Source organism: Pseudomonas sp. N2-3-1-14 (genome assembly GCF_041228395.1).
Classification (GTDB): domain Bacteria; phylum Pseudomonadota; class Gammaproteobacteria; order Pseudomonadales; family Pseudomonadaceae; genus Aquipseudomonas.
On sequence record NZ_CP166199.1, the window covers coordinates 5,728,877 to 5,747,547 of the forward strand.

11 protein-coding genes, 1 tRNA gene and 3 pseudogenes are annotated in these 18,671 nt (G+C 60.0%); 12 read left to right on the forward strand and 3 right to left on the reverse strand.

Annotated features, from left to right (window positions below; translation table 11 throughout):
* Positions 1-15: 15 nt before the first annotated feature.
* The 3 genes from AB5I78_RS26625 to AB5I78_RS26635 all read left to right on the forward strand — a co-directional run bounded on the left by AB5I78_RS26625 (position 16) and on the right by AB5I78_RS26635 (position 4,142).
* A complete protein-coding gene (locus tag AB5I78_RS26625; RefSeq protein ID WP_106575524.1) occupies positions 16-1,287 on the forward strand; it encodes a YeaH/YhbH family protein in 1,272 nt (423 codons plus the stop codon).
* Entirely contained in the window at positions 1,284-2,849 is a 1,566-nt protein-coding gene (locus AB5I78_RS26630; RefSeq protein ID WP_106575525.1) for a SpoVR family protein, read from the forward strand. Before AB5I78_RS26625 ends, AB5I78_RS26630 begins: the two co-directional genes overlap by 4 nt.
* A gap of 63 nt (positions 2,850-2,912) precedes the next feature.
* Positions 2,913-4,142: a multifunctional CCA addition/repair protein gene (locus AB5I78_RS26635; RefSeq protein ID WP_369302030.1), complete on the forward strand. Its 1,230-nt coding sequence runs from the start codon at positions 2,913-2,915 to the stop codon at positions 4,140-4,142.
* Between the two features lie 191 nt (positions 4,143-4,333).
* Here AB5I78_RS26635 and folK read toward each other — a convergent pair whose 3' ends face one another.
* Together folK and folB are read right to left on the reverse strand one after the other, a co-directional pair.
* Positions 4,334-4,852, reverse strand: coding sequence for a 2-amino-4-hydroxy-6-hydroxymethyldihydropteridine diphosphokinase (gene folK, locus AB5I78_RS26640; protein WP_369302029.1), 519 nt, complete (start codon positions 4,850-4,852; stop codon positions 4,334-4,336).
* The gene (folB, locus tag AB5I78_RS26645) at positions 4,843-5,196 is read right to left on the reverse strand and encodes a dihydroneopterin aldolase (RefSeq protein ID WP_106575528.1); all 354 of its coding nucleotides are present in this window, start codon (positions 5,194-5,196) and stop codon (positions 4,843-4,845) included. Before folB ends, folK begins: the two co-directional genes overlap by 10 nt.
* Positions 5,197-5,268: 72 nt before the next feature.
* On the opposite strand from folB, the gene plsY reads away from it, so the two are divergent.
* Positions 5,269-5,838 carry a glycerol-3-phosphate 1-O-acyltransferase PlsY gene (plsY, locus tag AB5I78_RS26650; RefSeq protein ID WP_369302028.1) on the forward strand — a complete coding sequence of 190 codons (570 nt, stop codon included), beginning with the start codon at positions 5,269-5,271 and terminating at the stop codon, positions 5,836-5,838.
* 32 nt (positions 5,839-5,870) lie between these two features.
* Here plsY and tsaD read toward each other — a convergent pair whose 3' ends face one another.
* Entirely contained in the window at positions 5,871-6,896 is a 1,026-nt protein-coding gene (tsaD, locus tag AB5I78_RS26655) for a tRNA (adenosine(37)-N6)-threonylcarbamoyltransferase complex transferase subunit TsaD (RefSeq protein ID WP_369302027.1), read from the reverse strand.
* A 203-nt stretch (positions 6,897-7,099) separates the two neighbouring features.
* On the opposite strand from tsaD, the gene rpsU reads away from it, so the two are divergent.
* From rpsU to AB5I78_RS26695, 8 genes and pseudogenes are all read left to right on the forward strand, one after another.
* Positions 7,100-7,315, forward strand: a complete 216-nt coding sequence (gene rpsU / locus AB5I78_RS26660; protein WP_002551877.1) for a 30S ribosomal protein S21 — start codon at positions 7,100-7,102, stop codon at positions 7,313-7,315.
* 443 nt (positions 7,316-7,758) lie between these two features.
* Positions 7,759-9,728 (forward strand): annotated as a pseudogene (dnaG, locus tag AB5I78_RS26665) (DNA primase).
* Positions 9,729-9,795: 67 nt separating this feature from the next.
* Complete coding sequence (rpoD, locus tag AB5I78_RS26670; RefSeq protein WP_106575532.1) at positions 9,796-11,646, forward strand: RNA polymerase sigma factor RpoD; 1,851 nt, start codon at positions 9,796-9,798, stop codon at positions 11,644-11,646.
* Positions 11,647-11,779: 133 nt separating this feature from the next.
* Positions 11,780-15,522: pseudogene (locus AB5I78_RS26675) on the forward strand (EAL domain-containing protein).
* Between the two features lie 17 nt (positions 15,523-15,539).
* Positions 15,540-15,616 (forward strand) — tRNA-Ile (locus tag AB5I78_RS26680).
* A gap of 163 nt (positions 15,617-15,779) precedes the next feature.
* Positions 15,780-16,289 (forward strand): cupin domain-containing protein, encoded by a 510-nt coding sequence (locus AB5I78_RS26685; protein WP_369302024.1) that lies wholly within the window; start codon positions 15,780-15,782, stop codon positions 16,287-16,289.
* Positions 16,290-16,368: 79 nt separating this feature from the next.
* Positions 16,369-16,815: an Lrp/AsnC family transcriptional regulator gene (locus AB5I78_RS26690; RefSeq protein WP_106575534.1), complete on the forward strand. Its 447-nt coding sequence runs from the start codon at positions 16,369-16,371 to the stop codon at positions 16,813-16,815.
* A gap of 167 nt (positions 16,816-16,982) precedes the next feature.
* Positions 16,983-18,664, forward strand: a pseudogene (locus AB5I78_RS26695) (flavin monoamine oxidase family protein).
* Positions 18,665-18,671 lie beyond the last annotated feature (7 nt).

Sequence of the window (18,671 nt, forward strand, 5' to 3'; positions counted from 1 at the left end):
CCCGGAGGGCTCCCCATGAGCTATGTGATCGACCGACGCCTCAATGGCAAGAACAAGAGCACGGTAAACCGCCAGCGTTTCCTGCGGCGTTACCGTGACCACATCAAAAAGGCCGTTGAAGAGGCCGTCAGCCGCCGCTCCATCACCGACATGGAGCATGGCGAGCAAATCAGTATTCCTGGACGCGACATTGACGAACCGGTGCTGCACCACGGTCGCGGCGGCAAACAGACCGTCGTGCACCCGGGCAACAAGGAGTTCACCACCGGCGAACATATCCAGCGCCCCCAAGGTGGCGGCGGCGGTAAAGGCCCAGGTAAAGCGGGCAATTCCGGCGAAGGCATGGACGAGTTTGTGTTCCAGATCACCCAGGAGGAATTCCTGGAGTTCATGTTCGAAGACCTGGAGCTGCCCAACCTGGTCAAACGCAACCTGACCGGCACCGACACCTTCAAGACCGTGCGCGCCGGCATCAGCAACGAAGGCAACCCATCCAGGATCAACATCATCCGCACGTTGCGCTCGGCCCACGCTCGGCGTATCGCGCTGTCAGGCAGCAGCCGCGCCAAATTGAAACAGGCGAAGGAAGAATTGGCGCGTTTAAAACGCGAAGAGCCAGACAACTTCGGCGATATCCAGGCAATCGAGGCAGAAATCGAGAAGCTCAGTGCGCGGATTCACCGCGTGCCGTTTCTCGACACCTTCGACTTGAAATACAACCTGCTGGTCAAACAACCCAACCCCAGCTCCAAGGCCGTGATGTTTTGCCTGATGGACGTGTCCGGCTCGATGACCCAGGCGACCAAGGACATCGCCAAGCGCTTTTTCATCCTGCTGTATCTGTTTCTGAAGCGGAACTACGACAAGATCGACGTGGTGTTCATCCGCCATCACACCAGCGCCCGGGAAGTGGACGAAGAGGAGTTTTTCTACTCGCGGGAAACCGGCGGCACCATCGTATCCAGTGCGTTGAAACTGATGCAGGAGATCATGGCCGAGCGCTACCCGGCCAATGAATGGAATATCTACGCAGCTCAGGCGTCCGACGGCGACAACTGGAACGACGACTCGCCGATCTGCCGCGATATCCTGATCAACCAGATCATGCCGTTTGTGCAGTACTACACGTACGTCGAAATTACTCCCCGTGAGCACCAGGCCCTGTGGTTCGAATATGAGCGTATCGGTGAAGCCTTTGCCGACACGTTCGCCCAACAGCAACTGGTCTCGGCCGGCGATATCTACCCGGTCTTCCGTGAACTCTTCCAGCGCAGGTTAGTGACATGACCGCCAAAAAAGAGCATAAGCGCCAACCCATTTCCACCGGCTCCGAGTGGACCTTTGAACTGATCCAGGCCTATGACCGGGAAATCAGCCGCATCGCGGCAGGTTATGCCCTGGACACCTACCCCAACCAGATCGAAGTGATCACCGCCGAACAGATGATGGATGCCTACGCCTCGGTCGGCATGCCGTTGGGTTATCACCATTGGTCCTACGGCAAACACTTCCTGAGTACGGAGAAGTCCTACACACGCGGCCAGATGGGCCTGGCCTACGAGATCGTCATCAACTCCGACCCGTGCATCGCCTACTTGATGGAAGAAAACACCATCTGCATGCAGGCGTTAGTGGTTGCCCACGCGTGCTACGGGCACAACAGCTTTTTCAAGGGCAACTACCTGTTCCGCACCTGGACCGATGCCAGTTCGATCATCGATTACCTGGTGTTCGCCAAGCAGTACATCATGCAATGCGAGGAACGCCACGGCATCGACGCGGTTGAGGACCTGCTCGACTCCTGCCATGCCCTGATGAACTACGGCGTTGACCGCTACAAGCGCCCTTACCCGATTTCCGCCGAGGAAGAGCGCCTGCGCCAGAAGGAACGCGAGGAGCACCTGCAGAAGCAGATCAACGACCTGTGGCGCACCATTCCGAAGAAAACCGGGAAAAACAGCGATAAAGACAATGCACGCTTCCCCGCCGAACCTCAGGAAAACATCCTGTATTTCCTGGAAAAACACGCGCCACTGCTGGAGCCATGGCAGCGCGAAATCGTACGTATCGTGCGCAAGATCGCCCAGTACTTTTATCCACAGCGCCAGACCCAGGTGATGAACGAAGGCTGGGCGACGTTCTGGCACTACACCTTGATGAATGACCTGTACGACGAGGGCCTGGTCACCGACGGCTTTATGATGGAGTTCCTCACTTCCCATACCAGCGTGGTGTTCCAACCCGGCTTCGACAGCCCGTACTACAGCGGCATCAACCCCTACGCGCTGGGCTTTGCCATGTACCGCGACATCCGGCGCATGTGCGAACACCCCACCGAAGAGGATCGCCGCTGGTTCCCGGAAATCGCCGGCAGCGATTGGTTGTCGACCATCAAATTCGCTATGAGCAGCTTCAAGGACGAGAGCTTCATCCTGCAGTACCTTTCACCCCAGGTAATTCGCGACCTCAAACTGTTCAGCATCATGGATGACGACCTCAAGGACGACCTGCTGGTGCCGGCAATTCACGACGAGCCCGGCTACCGCACCATCCGCGAGACATTGGCGGCGCAATACAACCTGGGCAACCGCGAGCCTAACGTGCAGATCTACAGCATCGATGTGCGCGGCGACCGCTCGTTGACCCTGCGTCACCAGCAGCACGACCGCAAACCCTTGGGCGAATCCACTGAGGAAGTGCTCAAGCACCTGCATCGGTTGTGGGGCTTCGATATTCACCTGGAAACCCTGCAGGGCGACCAAGTGATGAAGACTCACCATGTGCCACCGCGCAGTGATCACAGCGACAACGACTACGGCCGCCTGGACCTGGCCGTCGTTCATCTCTGAAACAGCAAAGCCTCCATTGGTCAGGCACAGGCGGTATCCTGTGCCGCTAATGGAGGCTTTTTCATGAAAATCTACACAGTTGGCGGCGCGGTGCGTGATCGTTTGCTCGGCATCGAGGTCACCGACATCGACCGCGTGGTCGTCGGCGCAACCACTGAAGAAATGCTTGCCAAGGGCTACAAGCCGGTGGGTGCTGACTTCCCGGTGTTCCTGGACCCTAAAAACGGCGACGAGTACGCCCTGGCCCGCACCGAGCGCAAGAGTGGCCGGGGTTATGGTGGCTTTGTGTTTCATGCCAGCCCCGAGGTCACGCTGGAAGAAGACCTGATTCGTCGCGATCTGACCATCAACGCGATGGCGGAGGACGGCGACGGCAACCTGACCGATCCTTACCACGGCCAGCGCGACCTGCAGGCGCGCATTCTGCGTCATGTTTCCCCGGCGTTCGCCGAAGATCCCTTGCGTGTACTGCGTGTTGCGCGCTTCGCAGCGCGTTATGCCTCCCTGGGTTTCACGGTAGCACCCGACACGCTCGGACTGATGCGCCAACTCAGTGAGTCCGGCGAGTTGGAAGCCCTGACGCCCGAGCGAAGCTGGAAGGAAATCTCCCGGGCCTTGATGGAAGATCAACCTCAGGTGTTCATCCAGGTGCTGCGCGACTGCCATGCGCTGAAAACCCTGATGCCGGAAGTGGACGCGCTGTTCGGCGTGCCGCAGCCGGAGGCCCATCACCCCGAGATCGACACCGGCCTGCACACCTTGAGCGTGCTGCAACAGGCCGCCCTGCACAAACAACCCCTCACCGTACGCTGGGCCTGCCTGCTGCATGACGTGGGCAAGGGCCTGACGGCTGTGGATAAGTTGCCGCAGCATATTGCTCATGAAAAGACAGGCTTGACGCTGATCAAGGCGGTCAACGAACGCTTCAAGGTGCCAAGGGATTGCCAGGAGCTGGCGCTGCTGGTGGGCCAATATCACACCCATGGCCACCGCGCTCTGGAACTGAAAGCCTCGACATTGCTGGAGCTGCTGCAGAGTTTTGACGTGTATCGCCGGCCGCAGCGCTTTGAGGAATTTGTGGTGAGCTGTGAAATGGATGCACGCGGCCGCAAAGGCCTTGAGCAACGAAGTTATCCACAGGCGGATTATTTACGCGGCGCGGCCAAGGTTGCGCGCGAAGTAGCGGTGGCGCCGTTGCTGGAGAAAGGCTTCAAAGGCCCTGAGCTGGGCGAGGCGCTCAAGCGCGAGCGGCTCAAGGCGCTGAAAGCCTACAAGGAACACTACAACGTGTAGCAAGCAAGCTTTGTGGCGAGCGGGCTTGCCCCGCGTTGGGCTGCGCAGCGGCCCCAGTAAAGACGCCGAGGTTTTCCTGGTAAAACTCAGCGCCTGTTTTGGGGCTGCTACGCAGCCCAACGCGGGGCAAGCCCGCTCGCCACAGGGGATTTGCTAGCCAGCGTCCACGTTTGAATCCGGGCAGACGAGCGTTACAGGAGATTTTTCGGGGTGAGTGGCTGGTTTTGCCATTCAAACGCGACAGGTGCCAGCACCTGGTCGATCTGCGCATCGCGCCACAGCTCGGCCAATGTCTTGCCCACCTCGGGATGCACGCGATCCGGCGCCATCAACGACAACGGCCACAGCACAAAGGCATTTTTGAGGATTTCTGCGCGCGGCAGGATCAGTCCGTCGAAATTTCCGACCAGTTCGCCATACAGCAGCACGTCGATATCCAGCGGCAGCCCTTTGCGGTCCGGCGCATAGCGGCCATTGTCGGCCTCAATGAATTTCAACCGGCGATCCAGCTCCATCAACGGCAAATCGGTATAGGCCGACACCACCAGGTTGAAAAACGGCCCGCTTTTGATCCCCACCGGCTGGCTTTCGAACACGGGCGAGCAGCGCATATCCGTCAAGAAGCTCGCCAGCGTATCCAGGCCCGCGCGCAGATGGCGCTCGCGCTCGATATTGCTGCCAAGGCCAAGGTAAACCTGAGTTAGCGACATCCGCGCTCGATCTCCACGCCCACGCCTTTGGCTGCCGGCACGGCACCCGGCTTGGTCAGCTTGAGGCGCAACCAGGGAATCTGGAATTCGCTCATCAGCACTTCGGCCAGGCGTTCGGCGAAGGTTTCTACCAGTTGGTACTGGGACTGCTCGGCAAAGGCCTGAATACGCGCGGACACGCTGGCGTAATCGAGCGCCAGGGTCAGGTCGTCACCCGCAGCGGCAGGGCGATTGTCCCAGGCGAAGCTCAGGTCCAGGCGCAGGCATTGCTTGATGCCGCGCTCCCAGTCGTAGGCCCCGATCACGGTGTCGACTTCCAGGCCTTCGATAAACACTCTGTCCAAGCTCTTCTCCGCAGCACGACAAGGGCGCGTTGCCCCGTTAGAATCAGGGCGTCCTCGCCCGGAATAGTTAGCATGTTTTGGTCACTGGCGATTCTCGCCTACCTGCTCGGCTCGCTGTCCTTCGCCATTTTGCTCAGCCGCCTGACGGGAAATCCCGATCCGCGAATGAGTGGCTCAGGCAATGCCGGTGCCACCAACGTGTTGCGCCTGGCCGGCAAAAAACTCGCCGTGCTGACGCTGCTGGGCGATATCTGCAAGGGCCTGTTGCCCGTACTCATCGCCAGCCTCGCCGGCCTCACCCTGCAACAGCAGGTCTGGGTGGGCGTGTGCGCTGTGCTCGGCCATCTGTTTCCGCTGTACTTCCGCTTTCGCGGCGGCAAGGGTGTCGCCACGGCGGCCGGCATGCTGCTGGGGATTTACCCTCCAGCAGCGCTGTTGGCCGTGCTGGCCTGGCTATTGACGTTCTACCTGACCCGCACCAGCTCGTTGGCCGCATTGATCGCCACGCCGCTCACCCTGCCATTGCTGGCCTGGCAGGCGCCTGCAGCGCTGTTGCCGATGAGCGTGCTGACACTGCTGATCGTCTGGCGCCACCGCGGCAATTTACGCGACCTGTTTGCCGGGCGCGAACGGCATTTTTAAATACGTTCGATGAGCCCGGCTCACGTGAGCCCTTACAGCGGTGAAAGTTGCTCCATCGGCCAGCGTGCCTGCACGCTGATCGCCAGGCTTTCATGCTGGCCGGCCTGCAGACGCTGGCAACCGGCGTAGGCGATCATTGCACCGTTGTCGGTGCAGAACTCAGGGCGCGCATAAAACACGTCGCCCTGCATGTCGCCGAGCATTTTTTCCAACGAGGTGCGCAACGCTTTGTTGGCACTGACGCCGCCGGCGATCACCAGGCGCTTCATGCCCGCCTGTTTCAGGGCGCGCTTGCACTTGATGGTCAAAGTCTCCACCACGGCCTGCTGGAACGCCAGTGCGATGTCGCAACGGGCTTGCTCACTGTCGTACCCGGCGCTGACGCTTTGCTGCCAGGTGTTCAGTGCGGAGGTTTTCAAACCGCTGAAACTGAACATCAGGCCCGGGCGATCGCACATTGGACGCGGGAAGGTGTAACGGCCCGGCACGCCTTTTTCGGCGAGACGTGCGATTTCCGGACCGCCCGGATAATTGAGGCCCATCATCTTCGCGGTCTTGTCGAACGCTTCACCGGCGGCATCGTCCAGAGACTCACCCAACAGCGTGTATTGGCCAATCGCATCGACCTGAACCAGCTGCGTATGCCCACCCGAAACCAACAAAGCGACGAACGGGAACTGTGGCGGTGTTTTTTCCAGCATGGGTGCCAGTAAATGACCTTCCATGTGGTGCACGCCGAGGGCCGGAATGCCCCAGGCAAACGCCAGCGCCTGGGCGCAAGAAGCCCCAACCAGCAGGGCTCCGACCAATCCGGGGCCGGCGGTGTAGGCAATCGCGTCGATCTCGGTCGGCACGCAGCCGGCCTCGTCCAACACCTGGCGAATCAACGGCAGCATGCGCTTGACGTGATCGCGGCTGGCGAGCTCCGGCACCACGCCGCCGTATGCGCGGTGCAGGTCGATCTGGCTGAACAGTGCATCGGCCAAAAGCCCGCGTTCACTGTCGTAAAGTGCGACACCGGTTTCGTCGCAGGAGGTTTCAAGTCCCAGTACTAACATGGGTTTGCGCCTTGTAGAGGCTGAATTCGAAGGCGCGCATAATAGTCGCCACTCCCCCTCCCGACTAGCGGTTTTCGATCAGAGGCTTTGCATTCCGGGCAATGAGGGGTTAACATCCGCAACCCTTAAAAACCGACGACCTCAGCCGCGAATTTTTTGCGACGAGAACGTTGATTCCCGGTAATGAAAGAAGGTAGCTCTGGATGCCAGCCGTCAAAGTAAAAGAGAACGAACCCTTCGACGTAGCTCTGCGTCGTTTCAAGCGCTCCTGCGAAAAAGCCGGTGTTCTGGCTGAAGTTCGTAGCCGCGAATTTTATGAGAAGCCAACTTCTGAGCGTAAGCGCAAAGCAGCAGCCGCTGTTAAGCGTCACGCTAAGAAAGTTCAGCGCGAGCAGCGCCGCGCCGTTCGTCTGTACTAATACACAGACTTACGTAGCAAGCTTCTGCCAAGCCCGGCCCTCAGCCGGGCTATTGGCATTTGCGGATATCGCTTGATGCTTCACCGTCGACGCCGCACACGCGACCGAGACACTGCTTCACACGTCAGGACTGGCTCTTTTGCCAGCGGTGCGCGTCTCTTCTGACGAGCCTAACAAGGCTACTGACGAGCACACTCATTCTTCAAACAGACGATCAACTGTGTCGGCTGTGCCCAACGATGCGTTTCCGAGGCCCGCCATTGGCCAACACCGGACGCCCGGGCAACATTTCCAGGCCGAACACTGATAGAAATTAACGTCAGTGAATGTTCGGCAGATACACTCCCTGACAGCCCAACCAGACGACAGTTGATCGAGCCGCACAATGTGTGCGCCTGAGCACTTCGCGGGCCTCATTGATACGCAGTGATGACGAGAACGCCATGGCCGGGCTAATTCCCCAGAGCTTTATTGACGACCTTCTGAACCGCACCGACATCGTCGATGTTGTCAGCTCGCGCGTGCAACTGAAAAAAGCCGGCAAAAACTACACCGCCTGCTGCCCTTTCCACAAAGAAAAGACCCCCTCGTTCAGCGTCAGCCCCGACAAGCAGTTCTACTACTGCTTCGGCTGCGGCGCGGGCGGCAACGCCCTCGGCTTTCTCATGGACCACGACAACCTGGACTTCCCCCAGGCTATCGAGGACCTGGCCAAAGCCGCCGGCATGGAAGTCCCCCGAGAAGAAAGTGGCCGCCCGCACAAACCGCGGCAACCCACCGACTCGCCGCTGTACCCGCTGCTGACGGCCGCTGCCGACTTCTACCGCCAGGCGCTCAAAAGCCATCCGCAGCGCAAGGCCGCTGTCGAATACCTCAAGGGTCGCGGCCTTACCGGTGAAATTGCCCGGGACTTCGGCCTGGGTTTCGCGCCGCCAGGCTGGGATAACCTCTACAAGCACCTGAGCAGCGACACCCTGCAGCAGAAAGCCATGATCGACGCCGGCCTGCTGGTGGAAAACGCCGAGACCGGCAAGCGCTATGACCGCTTCCGCGACCGGGTGATGTTTCCGATCCGCGACAGCCGTGGCCGGATCATCGCGTTCGGCGGCCGCGTGCTCGGCGACGACAAACCCAAGTACCTGAACTCCCCGGAAACCCGGTGTTTCACAAGGGCCAGGAACTCTACGGTCTGTTCGAAGCGCGTAAAAACAACCGCAACCTCGATGAAATCATCGTGGTTGAGGGCTACATGGACGTGATCGCCCTCGCCCAGCAAGGACTGCGCAATGCCGTGGCCACCCTGGGCACCGCCACCAGCGAAGAACACATGAAGCGCCTGTTTCGCGTGGTGCCCAGCGTGCTGTTCTGCTTCGACGGCGATCAGGCCGGCCGCAACGCCGCCTGGCGCGCGCTCGAGGCCACGCTGTCGAGCCTGCAGGATGGCCGCCGTGCACGCTTCCTGTTTTTGCCCGAAGGTGAAGACCCGGACACCCTGGTGCGCTCCGAAGGCACCGACGCGTTCCGCGCGCGCATCAATCAACATGCGCAGCCGCTGGCCGACTATTTCTTCCAGCAATTGACCGAAGAAGCCGATCCGCGGTCCCTTGAAGGCAAGGCCCACATGGCCACGCTCGCGGCACCGTTGATCGACAAAGTACCGGGCGCCAACCTGAAGTCACTGATGCGCATGCGCCTGCTGGAAATCACCGGTTTGAGCGGCGAGGCCGTCAGCCAGCTGGTGCACAACGCGCCGCAAGACGCACCGCCGGCTTACGACCCAGGCATGGATTACGACGCCATGCCGGACTACTCGGACTTTCACCAACCGCAGGAGGCCTACGCGCCCCAGCAGGAGTGGACACCGAAGAAACCCGGCGCCGGCGGCAAGAAATGGGACAAGAAACCCTGGAGCAAGAACGGCAAGCGCGGCGATCGTGACGAGGCCTACGCGCCACGCACGCCGGTGGCAGTGGAAGCCCCGACGCTGATTGCGTTGCGCACGCTGATCCACTACCCGCAATTGGCGAAGAAAGTTGAGAGCGCCGATCATTTTGCTAACGAGAGCAACACTTACGCTCAGGTACTGATCGCCTTGATCGAGGCGGTACAGAAAAATCCTAAGCTAAACTCAATTCAGTTGATGGCTCGCTGGCATGGCACCGAACAAGGCCGCCTCTTGAAAGCACTCGCAGAAAAGGAGTGGCTAATTGACGGCGATAACCTTGAACAACAGTTTTTAGACACCATTACTAGGTTATCCGCGGGTCAGCACACGCAGACCCTCGATGAACTCATCAAGAGAGCAAGGCAGCCGGGATTATCGGCTGAAGAGCAGATTCAGATAGCAAAACAGATGCGCGACCTCTTAAAACAGAATGTTTCCGCATCAAACCCGACCTCAGCTGGCGTGTGAGGTCATAGCTCGGGTATAATCCTCGGCTTGTTTTTTGCCCGCCAAGACCTTCAGTGGATAGGGTGTTATGTCCGGAAAAGCGCAACAGCAGTCTCGTATCAAAGAGTTGATCACACTGGGTCGTGAGCAGGGTTACCTGACTTACGCCGAGGTCAACGACCACCTGCCTGAGGATATTTCAGATCCAGAGCAGGTGGAAGACATCATCCGCATGATTAACGACATGGGGATCAACGTATTCGAAACTGCGCCAGATAAGGATTCCCTTATGCTGGCCGACGCCGATACTGACGAGGCTGCGGCCGAAGAGGCAGCAGCAGCGTTGGCAGCAGTGGAGACCGATATCGGTCGCACGACGGACCCTGTGCGCATGTACATGCGTGAAATGGGTACGGTCGAGTTGCTGACACGCGAAGGCGAAATTGAAATCGCCAAGCGTATCGAAGAGGGCATCCGTGAAGTGATGGGCGCAATTGCGCACTTCCCTGGCACGGTTGACCACATTCTCTCCGAGTACACCCGCGTTACCACCGAAGGTGGCCGCCTGTCCGACGTTCTGAGCGGTTATATCGACCCGGACGATGGCATTGCGCCGCCTGCTGCCGAAGTACCGCCGCCTGTCGATGCGAAAGCCGCGAAAGCCGACGACGATTCCGAAGACGACGATGCTGAAGCCAGCAGCGACGACGAAGATGAAGTTGAAAGCGGTCCGGACCCGATCATCGCTGCCCAGCGTTTCGGTGCGGTTTCCGATCAAATGGAAATCACCCGTAAGGCGCTGAAAAAGCACGGTCGCGGCAACAAGCAGGCCATTGCCGAGCTGATCGCCCTGGCTGAGCTGTTCATGCCGATCAAGCTGGTGCCGAAGCAATTCGAAGGCCTGGTTGAACGCGTTCGCAGTGCCCTTGAGCGTCTGCGTGCCCAAGAGCGCGCAATCATGCAGCTCTGCGTACGTGATGCGCGCATGCCGCGTGCTGACTTCCTGCGCCAGTTCCCGGGCAACGAAGTTGACGAAAGCTGGACCGACGCACTGGCCAAAGGCAAGGCGAAATACGCCGAAGCCATTGGTCGTCTGCAGCCCGATATCATCCGTTGCCAGCAGAAGCTGACTGCGCTTGAGACTGAAACCGGTCTGACGATTGCCGAAATCAAGGACATCAACCGTCGCATGTCGATCGGTGAGGCCAAAGCCCGCCGCGCGAAGAAAGAGATGGTTGAAGCGAACTTGCGTCTGGTGATCTCCATCGCCAAGAAGTACACCAACCGTGGCCTGCAATTCCTCGACCTGATCCAGGAAGGCAACATCGGCTTGATGAAGGCTGTGGACAAGTTCGAATACCGTCGCGGCTACAAGTTCTCGACTTATGCCACCTGGTGGATCCGTCAGGCGATCACTCGCTCGATCGCCGACCAGGCCCGCACCATCCGTATTCCGGTGCACATGATCGAGACGATCAACAAGCTCAACCGTATTTCCCGGCAGATGTTGCAGGAAATGGGTCGCGAACCGACCCCGGAAGAGCTGGGCGAACGCATGGAAATGCCTGAGGATAAAATCCGCAAGGTATTGAAGATCGCTAAAGAGCCGATCTCCATGGAAACGCCGATTGGTGATGACGAAGACTCCCATCTGGGTGACTTCATCGAAGACTCGACCATGCAGTCGCCAATCGATGTCGCCACTGTTGAGAGCCTGAAAGAAGCGACTCGCGACGTACTGTCCGGCCTCACTGCCCGTGAAGCCAAGGTACTGCGCATGCGTTTCGGCATCGACATGAATACCGACCACACCCTTGAGGAAGTCGGTAAGCAGTTTGACGTGACCCGTGAGCGGATCCGTCAGATCGAAGCCAAGGCACTGCGCAAGCTGCGCCACCCGACGCGAAGCGAGCATCTGCGCTCCTTCCTCGACGAGTGATACCAGAACCCCGGCCCAGGCCGGGGTTTTGCTTTGTGCAGATCACTTTCTACAGATTAACTGCCGCGCAACACCCCTCCCCCGCAATGCCCGTCTACACTCGAAACATTCCCCGTGCCATAACGAGACCGTTATGCCCAGACTGCCGACCGTGATACTGCTGTCGCTGCTCACCTGGACCGCAACGGCTGGCGCGTTGACTCTCACCGATGAAGAGCGTGGCTGGCTGGCGGACCATCAAGAGCTGCGACTGGGAGTGGACACTTCTTGGCCACCCTTCGAATACCGTGACGAAAATGGCCGTTATCAGGGCCTTGCCGCCGACTACGTACGCCTGATCCAGGACCGCCTGGGCGTCAGGATCAACCTGATCGAGCCCGCCAACTGGACCGCCGTGCTCGAACAGGCCAAAAACAACCAGCTCGACCTGCTGCCCGGCATCATGTCCACCCCGGAGCGCCAGGGTTTCCTGGCCTTCACACGGCCTTATCTGGACTTTCCCATTGTCATCCTCGCCCACGAAGGCGGCGCCAAACCGCGCAACCTCAAGGACCTTTACGGGCTGAAGATCGCCGTGGTGGAGAACTACGCGCCCCACGAATTGCTGCGCACCCACCATCCCGACCTCAACCTGGTGGCCATGCCCAACGTCAGCTCGACGCTGCAAGCCCTGGCCACTGATGAAGTGGATGCTGTCGTCGGTGACCTCGCCTCCAGCGTCTGGAGCCTGCGCCAACTCAAACTCGATGGGTTATACGTCAGCGGTGAAACGCCCTACCGCTATCAACTGGCAATGGCCGTACCGCGCGATGAGAAAATGCTGGTGGGTATCCTGGACAAGGTGCTCGCCGACCTCAGTTCGGACGAAACCGACGCCATCCAGCAACACTGGGTAGGCAGCTTCACCGATCACCGCATGTTCTGGGCCGACCTGCTGATGTACGGCCTGCCAGCCGTGCTGCTGTTGAGTACCGTGCTGGCCATCGTGATTCGGATCAATCGTCGGCTCAGTTCGGAAATATCCCGGCGGGTTGCCCTTGAGCAAGAACTGCGCAGCAGCGAATACCACTACCGCGGCCTGGTGGAGAGCCTGTCCGCCATCGCTTGGGAAGCCAGCATCACGGACTTCACCTACAGCTACGTGTCGCCGCATGCCGAAGAGCTGCTCGGCTATCCCCGCGCGCATTGGCTGATTCCAGGGTTTTGGCGCAACATCATCCACCCCGCCGACCTGACGCGCGCCGAGGCTTACTGCTACCGGAAACCCGCGCCAACCGCGACCACAGCCTCGATTACCGAGTGATCACTGCGGACGGGCGCTGCCTGTGGGTACGTGACATTGTCAGCCTTATCGAACACGGGCATGAGCCGGTGCTGCGCGGTTTGATGATCGATATCAGCGAAGCCAAGCGCACTGAAGAAGCCCTGCAGCTTTCCGAGCAGAAATTTGCCTCGGTGTTCCAGCAATGCCCGGACATCCTGGTGATTGCGCGGATGTCCGATGGCTGCCTGCTGGAGGTCAACAAGGCGTTCGAAGACCAGATCGGCCTGAGCGCCGAGGAAGTGGTGGGCAAGACCGCCACAGAACTGAATATCTGGGGCATTCAGGGCGTCGGGCCCGACCTGCTGCAACGCGTGCAGACCACCAGCATCCGCAACCTCGAAATGTCGTTCCGACGCAGCAACGGCCAGGCGTTTACCGGGCTGATCTCGGCGCAACCGTTCCAACTCGACACCACCGAAGCGCTGGTGGTGGTGGTGCGCGATATCACCCAGCTCAAAGAAACCCAGCAACAGCTGCAAACGTCCGAAGAGAAATTCGCCAAAGCCTTCCACGCCTCACCCGATGGCCTACTGCTGAGCCGTCAACGTGACGGGCTGCTGATTGAAGTGAATGAGGGCTTCAGCCGTATTACCGGTTTCACCAGCGTGACCTCGCTCGACCAGTCAACCCTGGACCTGGGTATCTGGGTCGACCTCAACGAACGCAAACACATGTTGGAGCTGATGCAGCGCGACGGGTTTGTGCGCGACTTCGTCTGCCATATACGCCGCAACGACGGGCAGATTCGCCTCTGCGAAGTGTCCAGTCGGCCACTGCCGATCGGCGATGAAGATTGCATGTTGACCATTGCGCGAGACATCACCGAACGCCAGTTCATGCAGGAAAAACTGCAACAGGCCGCCACGGTGTTTGAGAGCACTGCCGAAGGTGTGTTGATCACCGACACCCGGCAGAACATCAGTGCCGTCAACCGCGCGTTCAGCGAAATCACCGGTTACAGCGAAGCCGAAGCCCTTGGCAGCACGCCGCGCCTGCTCGCCTCCGGCCTGCACGACAGCGCATTCTATGCAGCCATGTGGCACCAGTTGACCGCCCACGGGCACTGGCAGGGCGAGATTTCCAACCGCCGCAAGAACGGCGAGCTGTACCCCAGTTGGCTGACCATCAGTGCCGTGCGCAACCGTGAGCAATTGATCACCCACTTTGTCGCCGTGTTTGCCGACATCTCCAGCCTCAAGCACGCCCAGGCGCGCCTCGACTACCAGGCACACCATGACCCACTGACCGGCTTGCCCAACCGCACCCTGTTCGAAAGCCGGTTGCAGGCCGCACTGAATGGCCAGCAGGAAAGCGGCAACCAAGGCGCCGTGCTATTTCTGGACCTGGACCGCTTCAAACACATCAACGACAGCCTTGGCCACCCCATCGGCGACCTGCTGCTCAAGGACATCGCCGTGCGCCTCAAAGAGCAACTGCGCGATGTCGACACCGTGGCACGCCTGGGCGGCGACGAATTCATCATCCTGCTGCCCGGCCTGCAACACGCCAGCGATGCCGCGCACCTGGCCAACAAGCTGCTCGCCTGCTTCACCCCGCCGTTCCAGGCCGGCGAGCACGAGTTCTTTATCAGCGCGAGTATCGGCACCAGCCTGTACCCGCAGGACGGCACTGACGTCGCCACCCTGGTGAAAAACGCCGACGCGGCGATGTACCGCTCCAAGGCCAAGGGCCGCAACCGCGTCGAAAGCTACACCCGTGACCTCACCGCCCAAGCCAACGAGCGCGTGGCCCTGGAACACGAACTGCGCCGCGCCATCGAACGTGACGAACTGAGCCTGTATTACCAACCCAAGCTGAGCCTGGCGACCCACGAACTGATCGGCGCCGAAGCCCTGATCCGCTGGCGCCATCCAACCTTTGGCGACGTGCCGCCTGAGCATTTCATCCCCCTCGCCGAAGAAAACGGCATGATCCTGCAGATCGGCGATTGGGTACTGGAACAGGCCTGCCAACAACTGCACGCCTGGCAAACGGTTTATGAGGATTTCGGCCCACTGTCGGTCAACCTCGCCGGCGCACAACTGCGCCACCCCAACCTGCTCGCGCGCATTGAACAGCTGCTGCGCGACTACCGTCTGGAGCCCGGCTGCCTGCAATTGGAGATCACCGAAAACTTCATCATGAGCCAGGCCGAGGAAGCCCTGGAAGTGCTGCACCAACTCAAACGCCTGGGCGTGCAGCTGGCGATTGACGATTTCGGCACCGGCTATTCATCCCTCAGCTACCTCAAGCGCTTGCCGCTGGATTTCCTCAAGATCGACCAGTCCTTCGTGCGCGGCTTGCCCGACGATCCGCACGACGCCGCCATCGTGCGCGCCATCATCGCCCTGGGCCACAGCATGCAATTCACCATCATCGCCGAAGGCGTGGAAAACCCCGCGCAACAAGCCTTTCTTGCCGCCGAAGGCTGTGAACAGATGCAAGGCTACATCGTCAGCCTGCCCCTGCCGCCCGAGCTTTTTGCCGAGGCTTTTCTTCATCTGAGGGTTTCAGACTTTTCGGATGGCACAGCGGGGAAACCATCGTTATAATCCGCGACCTGTTACAAGGGCCTATAGCTCAGTTGGTCAGAGCAGAGGACTCATAATCCTTTGGTCCACGGTTCAAGTCCGTGTGGGCCCACCAAACAAAAAAGCCGCGCAATGCGCGGCTTTCGCGTGTCTGGCGTATGGAAAAGGCGACGCTGACTCCCACGCCTTTTCCAGCAATGAAAGATTTGTTAATTGTCCTCAACTGCTGCGGCACAGACCATGGCCGGCCACTCAACCAGCACGAGGAACTCGGCTCCATGCCTCAAGCCAACCGTTCACCCCGCGCCTTTTTTACCCTCAGCCTGCGCACCGCAGGCGCTCTCGCAATCACCTTCGCCACCCTGAACTGCGCACACGCAGCATCGCCTGCTCCGGCCACCATCAAGGCGTACAAACTCTGCACCGGCGCAGACAACGCCTCGCACGTTTTGGAGGGCACCATCGACCCGAGCATGCGCAACGACGTCACTGCCATTCATTTCAAGACAACCCCGGCGCACGCTTCTTACGATTGGCATAACGATCCCGAGCCGCAGTACGTCATGACCCTCTCCGGCACCTTGGCCTTCGCTACCCGCGACGGCGAGACGTTCACCCTGCACCCCGGTGAAGTGCTGGTCGCCGAAGACAACACCGGCACCGGCCATCGTTGGAAGCTGATCGACGACCAGCCATGGCGCCGTGGCTACGTGGTGCTCAAGCCCGGCGCGCCGGACTCGTTTATCCCGAACGATCCCGCCGCCGCGAAAGTCTGCAAGGCACCTTAATCTCGCAGATCGCCGCGCTCCAGACGGGCGCAAGCCTGTAACATGGCGACCCATTGCCGCCCGCACTGGAGCCCTGCCCTTGCCCGTCCTCGATGAAATCGATCGCCAACTGATCGCCGCCTTGCAGATCAACGCCCGCGAAAGCGTGGCCATGCTTGCCCGGCAGTTGGGCATTGCGCGCACCACGGTGACGTCGCGTCTGGCGCGCCTGGAGAAAACCCAGGTAATTACCGGCTATGGCGTGCGCCTCGGGCAGCGTGTGGTCGATGGTGGTTTGCAGGCGTATGTCGGGATCACCGTGCAAGCGCGTTCGGGCAAGGAAGTGTTGCGCAGGCTCAGTGCAATGGCGCAGGTGCAGCAGCTGTGTGCGGTGAGTGGCGAATTTGATTACGTGGCCTGGCTGCGCACCGATTCACCGGAGCAGCTGGATCAATTGCTGGACCAGATTGGCAGTGTCGATGGCGTGGAAAAAACCACCACGTCGATCATCCTCAGTAACAAATTGGACCGTGGCCAGCCAGTCTGACCACCCTCTTCGTCACTCTGACTGAAAACAATCCAATACGACGACACTTTGCGTCTTATTAACGAACGCTACGCTCCCTAAACTGGCTGCCATCTTTTCCTATACTCAACGGGCCACATCCCGCCGAGTCGCCAGTAAGGTCAGCCATGAGCATTCCGTCCAGCACCATCAGCAAGACCCATCGCCACCCCGCCGACGGTAAAAAACCCATCACCATTTTTGGCCCGGACTTTCCGTTTGCCTTTGATGACTGGATTGAGCATCCGGCCGGCCTGGGCAGCATTCCGGCCGCCAACCATGGCGCCGAAGTGGCGATTGTCGGTGCGGGGATCGCGGGCCTGGTGGCCGCTTACGAGCTGATGAAGCTGGGCCTCAAGCCGGTGGTGTATGAAGCCTCGAAAATGGGCGGCCGCTTGCGCTCCCAGGCGTTTGAAGGGGCCGAGGGCATCATCGCCGAGCTGGGCGGCATGCGTTTTCCGGTGTCGTCGACCGCGTTCTACCACTATGTGGACAAGCTCGGGCTGGAGACCAAACCCTTCCCCAACCCGCTGACGCCGGCCTCCGGCAGCACGGTGATCGACCTCGAAGGCCAGACACACTACGCGCAAAAGCTCTCGGACTTGCCGGTGCTGTTCCAGGAAGTTGCTGACGCCTGGGCCGATGCGCTGGAAGCCGGTTCGCAGTTCGGTGATATCCAGCAAGCCATTCGCGACCGCGACGTGCCGCGCCTCAAAGCGTTGTGGAATAAGCTGGTGCCGCTGTGGGACGACCGCACCTTCTATGACTTCGTCGCCACGTCCAAGGCCTTTGCCAAACTCTCGTTTGCGCACCGCGAAGTGTTTGGTCAGGTAGGTTTCGGCACCGGCGGCTGGGACTCGGATTTCCCCAACTCGATGCTCGAAATTTTCCGCGTGGTGATGACCAACTGCGACGACCACCAGCACCTGGTCGTCGGCGGCGTGGCGCAAGTGCCCATGGGCATCTGGCGCCACGTGCCGGAGCGTTGTGCGCACTGGCCGGCCGGCACCAGTCTCAGCTCGTTGCATCGCGGTGCGCCACGGCCGGTGTGAGCCGTATAGCCCACGCCGCCGATGGCCGCTTTGCTGTGACCGACAACTACGGCGACACCCGTGAATACGCCGCCGTGCTGACCACCTGCCAAAGCTGGTTGCTGACCACCCAGATCGAATGCGACGAGACCCTGTTCTCGCAAAAAATGTGGATGGCCCTGGACCGCACCCGTTACATGCAGTCGTCGAAAACCTTCGTGATGGTCGACCGCCCGTTCTGGAAAGACAAAGACCCGGAAACTGGCCGCGACCTGATGAGCATGACCCTCACCGATCGCCTGACCCGTGGCACTTACCTGTTCGACAACGGCGACGACAAGCCGGGCGTGATTTGCCTGTCGTACTCGTGGATGAGCGACGCGTTGAAAATGCTCCCGCAGCCCATCGACAAGCGAGTGAAACTGGCCCTCGACGCCCTGAAAAAGATCTACCCGAAAGTCGATATCAAGGCGCGCATCATCGGCGACCCGATCACTGTGTCCTGGGAAGCCGACCCGCATTTCCTCGGGGCTTTCAAAGGCGCGCTGCCCGGCCACTATCGCTACAACCAGCGGATGTATGCGCACTTCATGCAGAAGGACATGCCCGCTGAACAACGTGGGATTTTTATTGCCGGTGACGACGTGTCCTGGACGCCGGCCTGGGTCGAAGGCGCGGTGCAAACCTCGCTGAACGCGGTGTGGGGCATCATGACCCACTTCGGCGGCAGCACGCATCCGGAGAACCCAGGGCCGGGTGATGTCTTTGACGAAATCGGCCCGATCGCCCTGGCCGATTAAGGAGTTG

Coding starts and splice junctions, on each gene's coding strand:
- AB5I78_RS26630 (WP_106575525.1), top strand. CDS start 1,284: ATGACCGCCAAAAAAGAGCATAAGCGCCAACCCATTTCCACCGGCTCC.
- AB5I78_RS26685 (WP_369302024.1), top strand. CDS start 15,780: ATGCCTCAAGCCAACCGTTCACCCCGCGCCTTTTTTACCCTCAGCCTG.
- rpoD (WP_106575532.1), top strand. CDS start 9,796: ATGTCCGGAAAAGCGCAACAGCAGTCTCGTATCAAAGAGTTGATCACA.
- tsaD (WP_369302027.1), bottom strand. CDS start 6,896: ATGTTAGTACTGGGACTTGAAACCTCCTGCGACGAAACCGGTGTCGCA.
- AB5I78_RS26625 (WP_106575524.1), top strand. CDS start 16: ATGAGCTATGTGATCGACCGACGCCTCAATGGCAAGAACAAGAGCACG.
- plsY (WP_369302028.1), top strand. CDS start 5,269: ATGTTTTGGTCACTGGCGATTCTCGCCTACCTGCTCGGCTCGCTGTCC.
- AB5I78_RS26635 (WP_369302030.1), top strand. CDS start 2,913: ATGAAAATCTACACAGTTGGCGGCGCGGTGCGTGATCGTTTGCTCGGC.
- folK (WP_369302029.1), bottom strand. CDS start 4,852: ATGTCGCTAACTCAGGTTTACCTTGGCCTTGGCAGCAATATCGAGCGC.
- rpsU (WP_002551877.1), top strand. CDS start 7,100: ATGCCAGCCGTCAAAGTAAAAGAGAACGAACCCTTCGACGTAGCTCTG.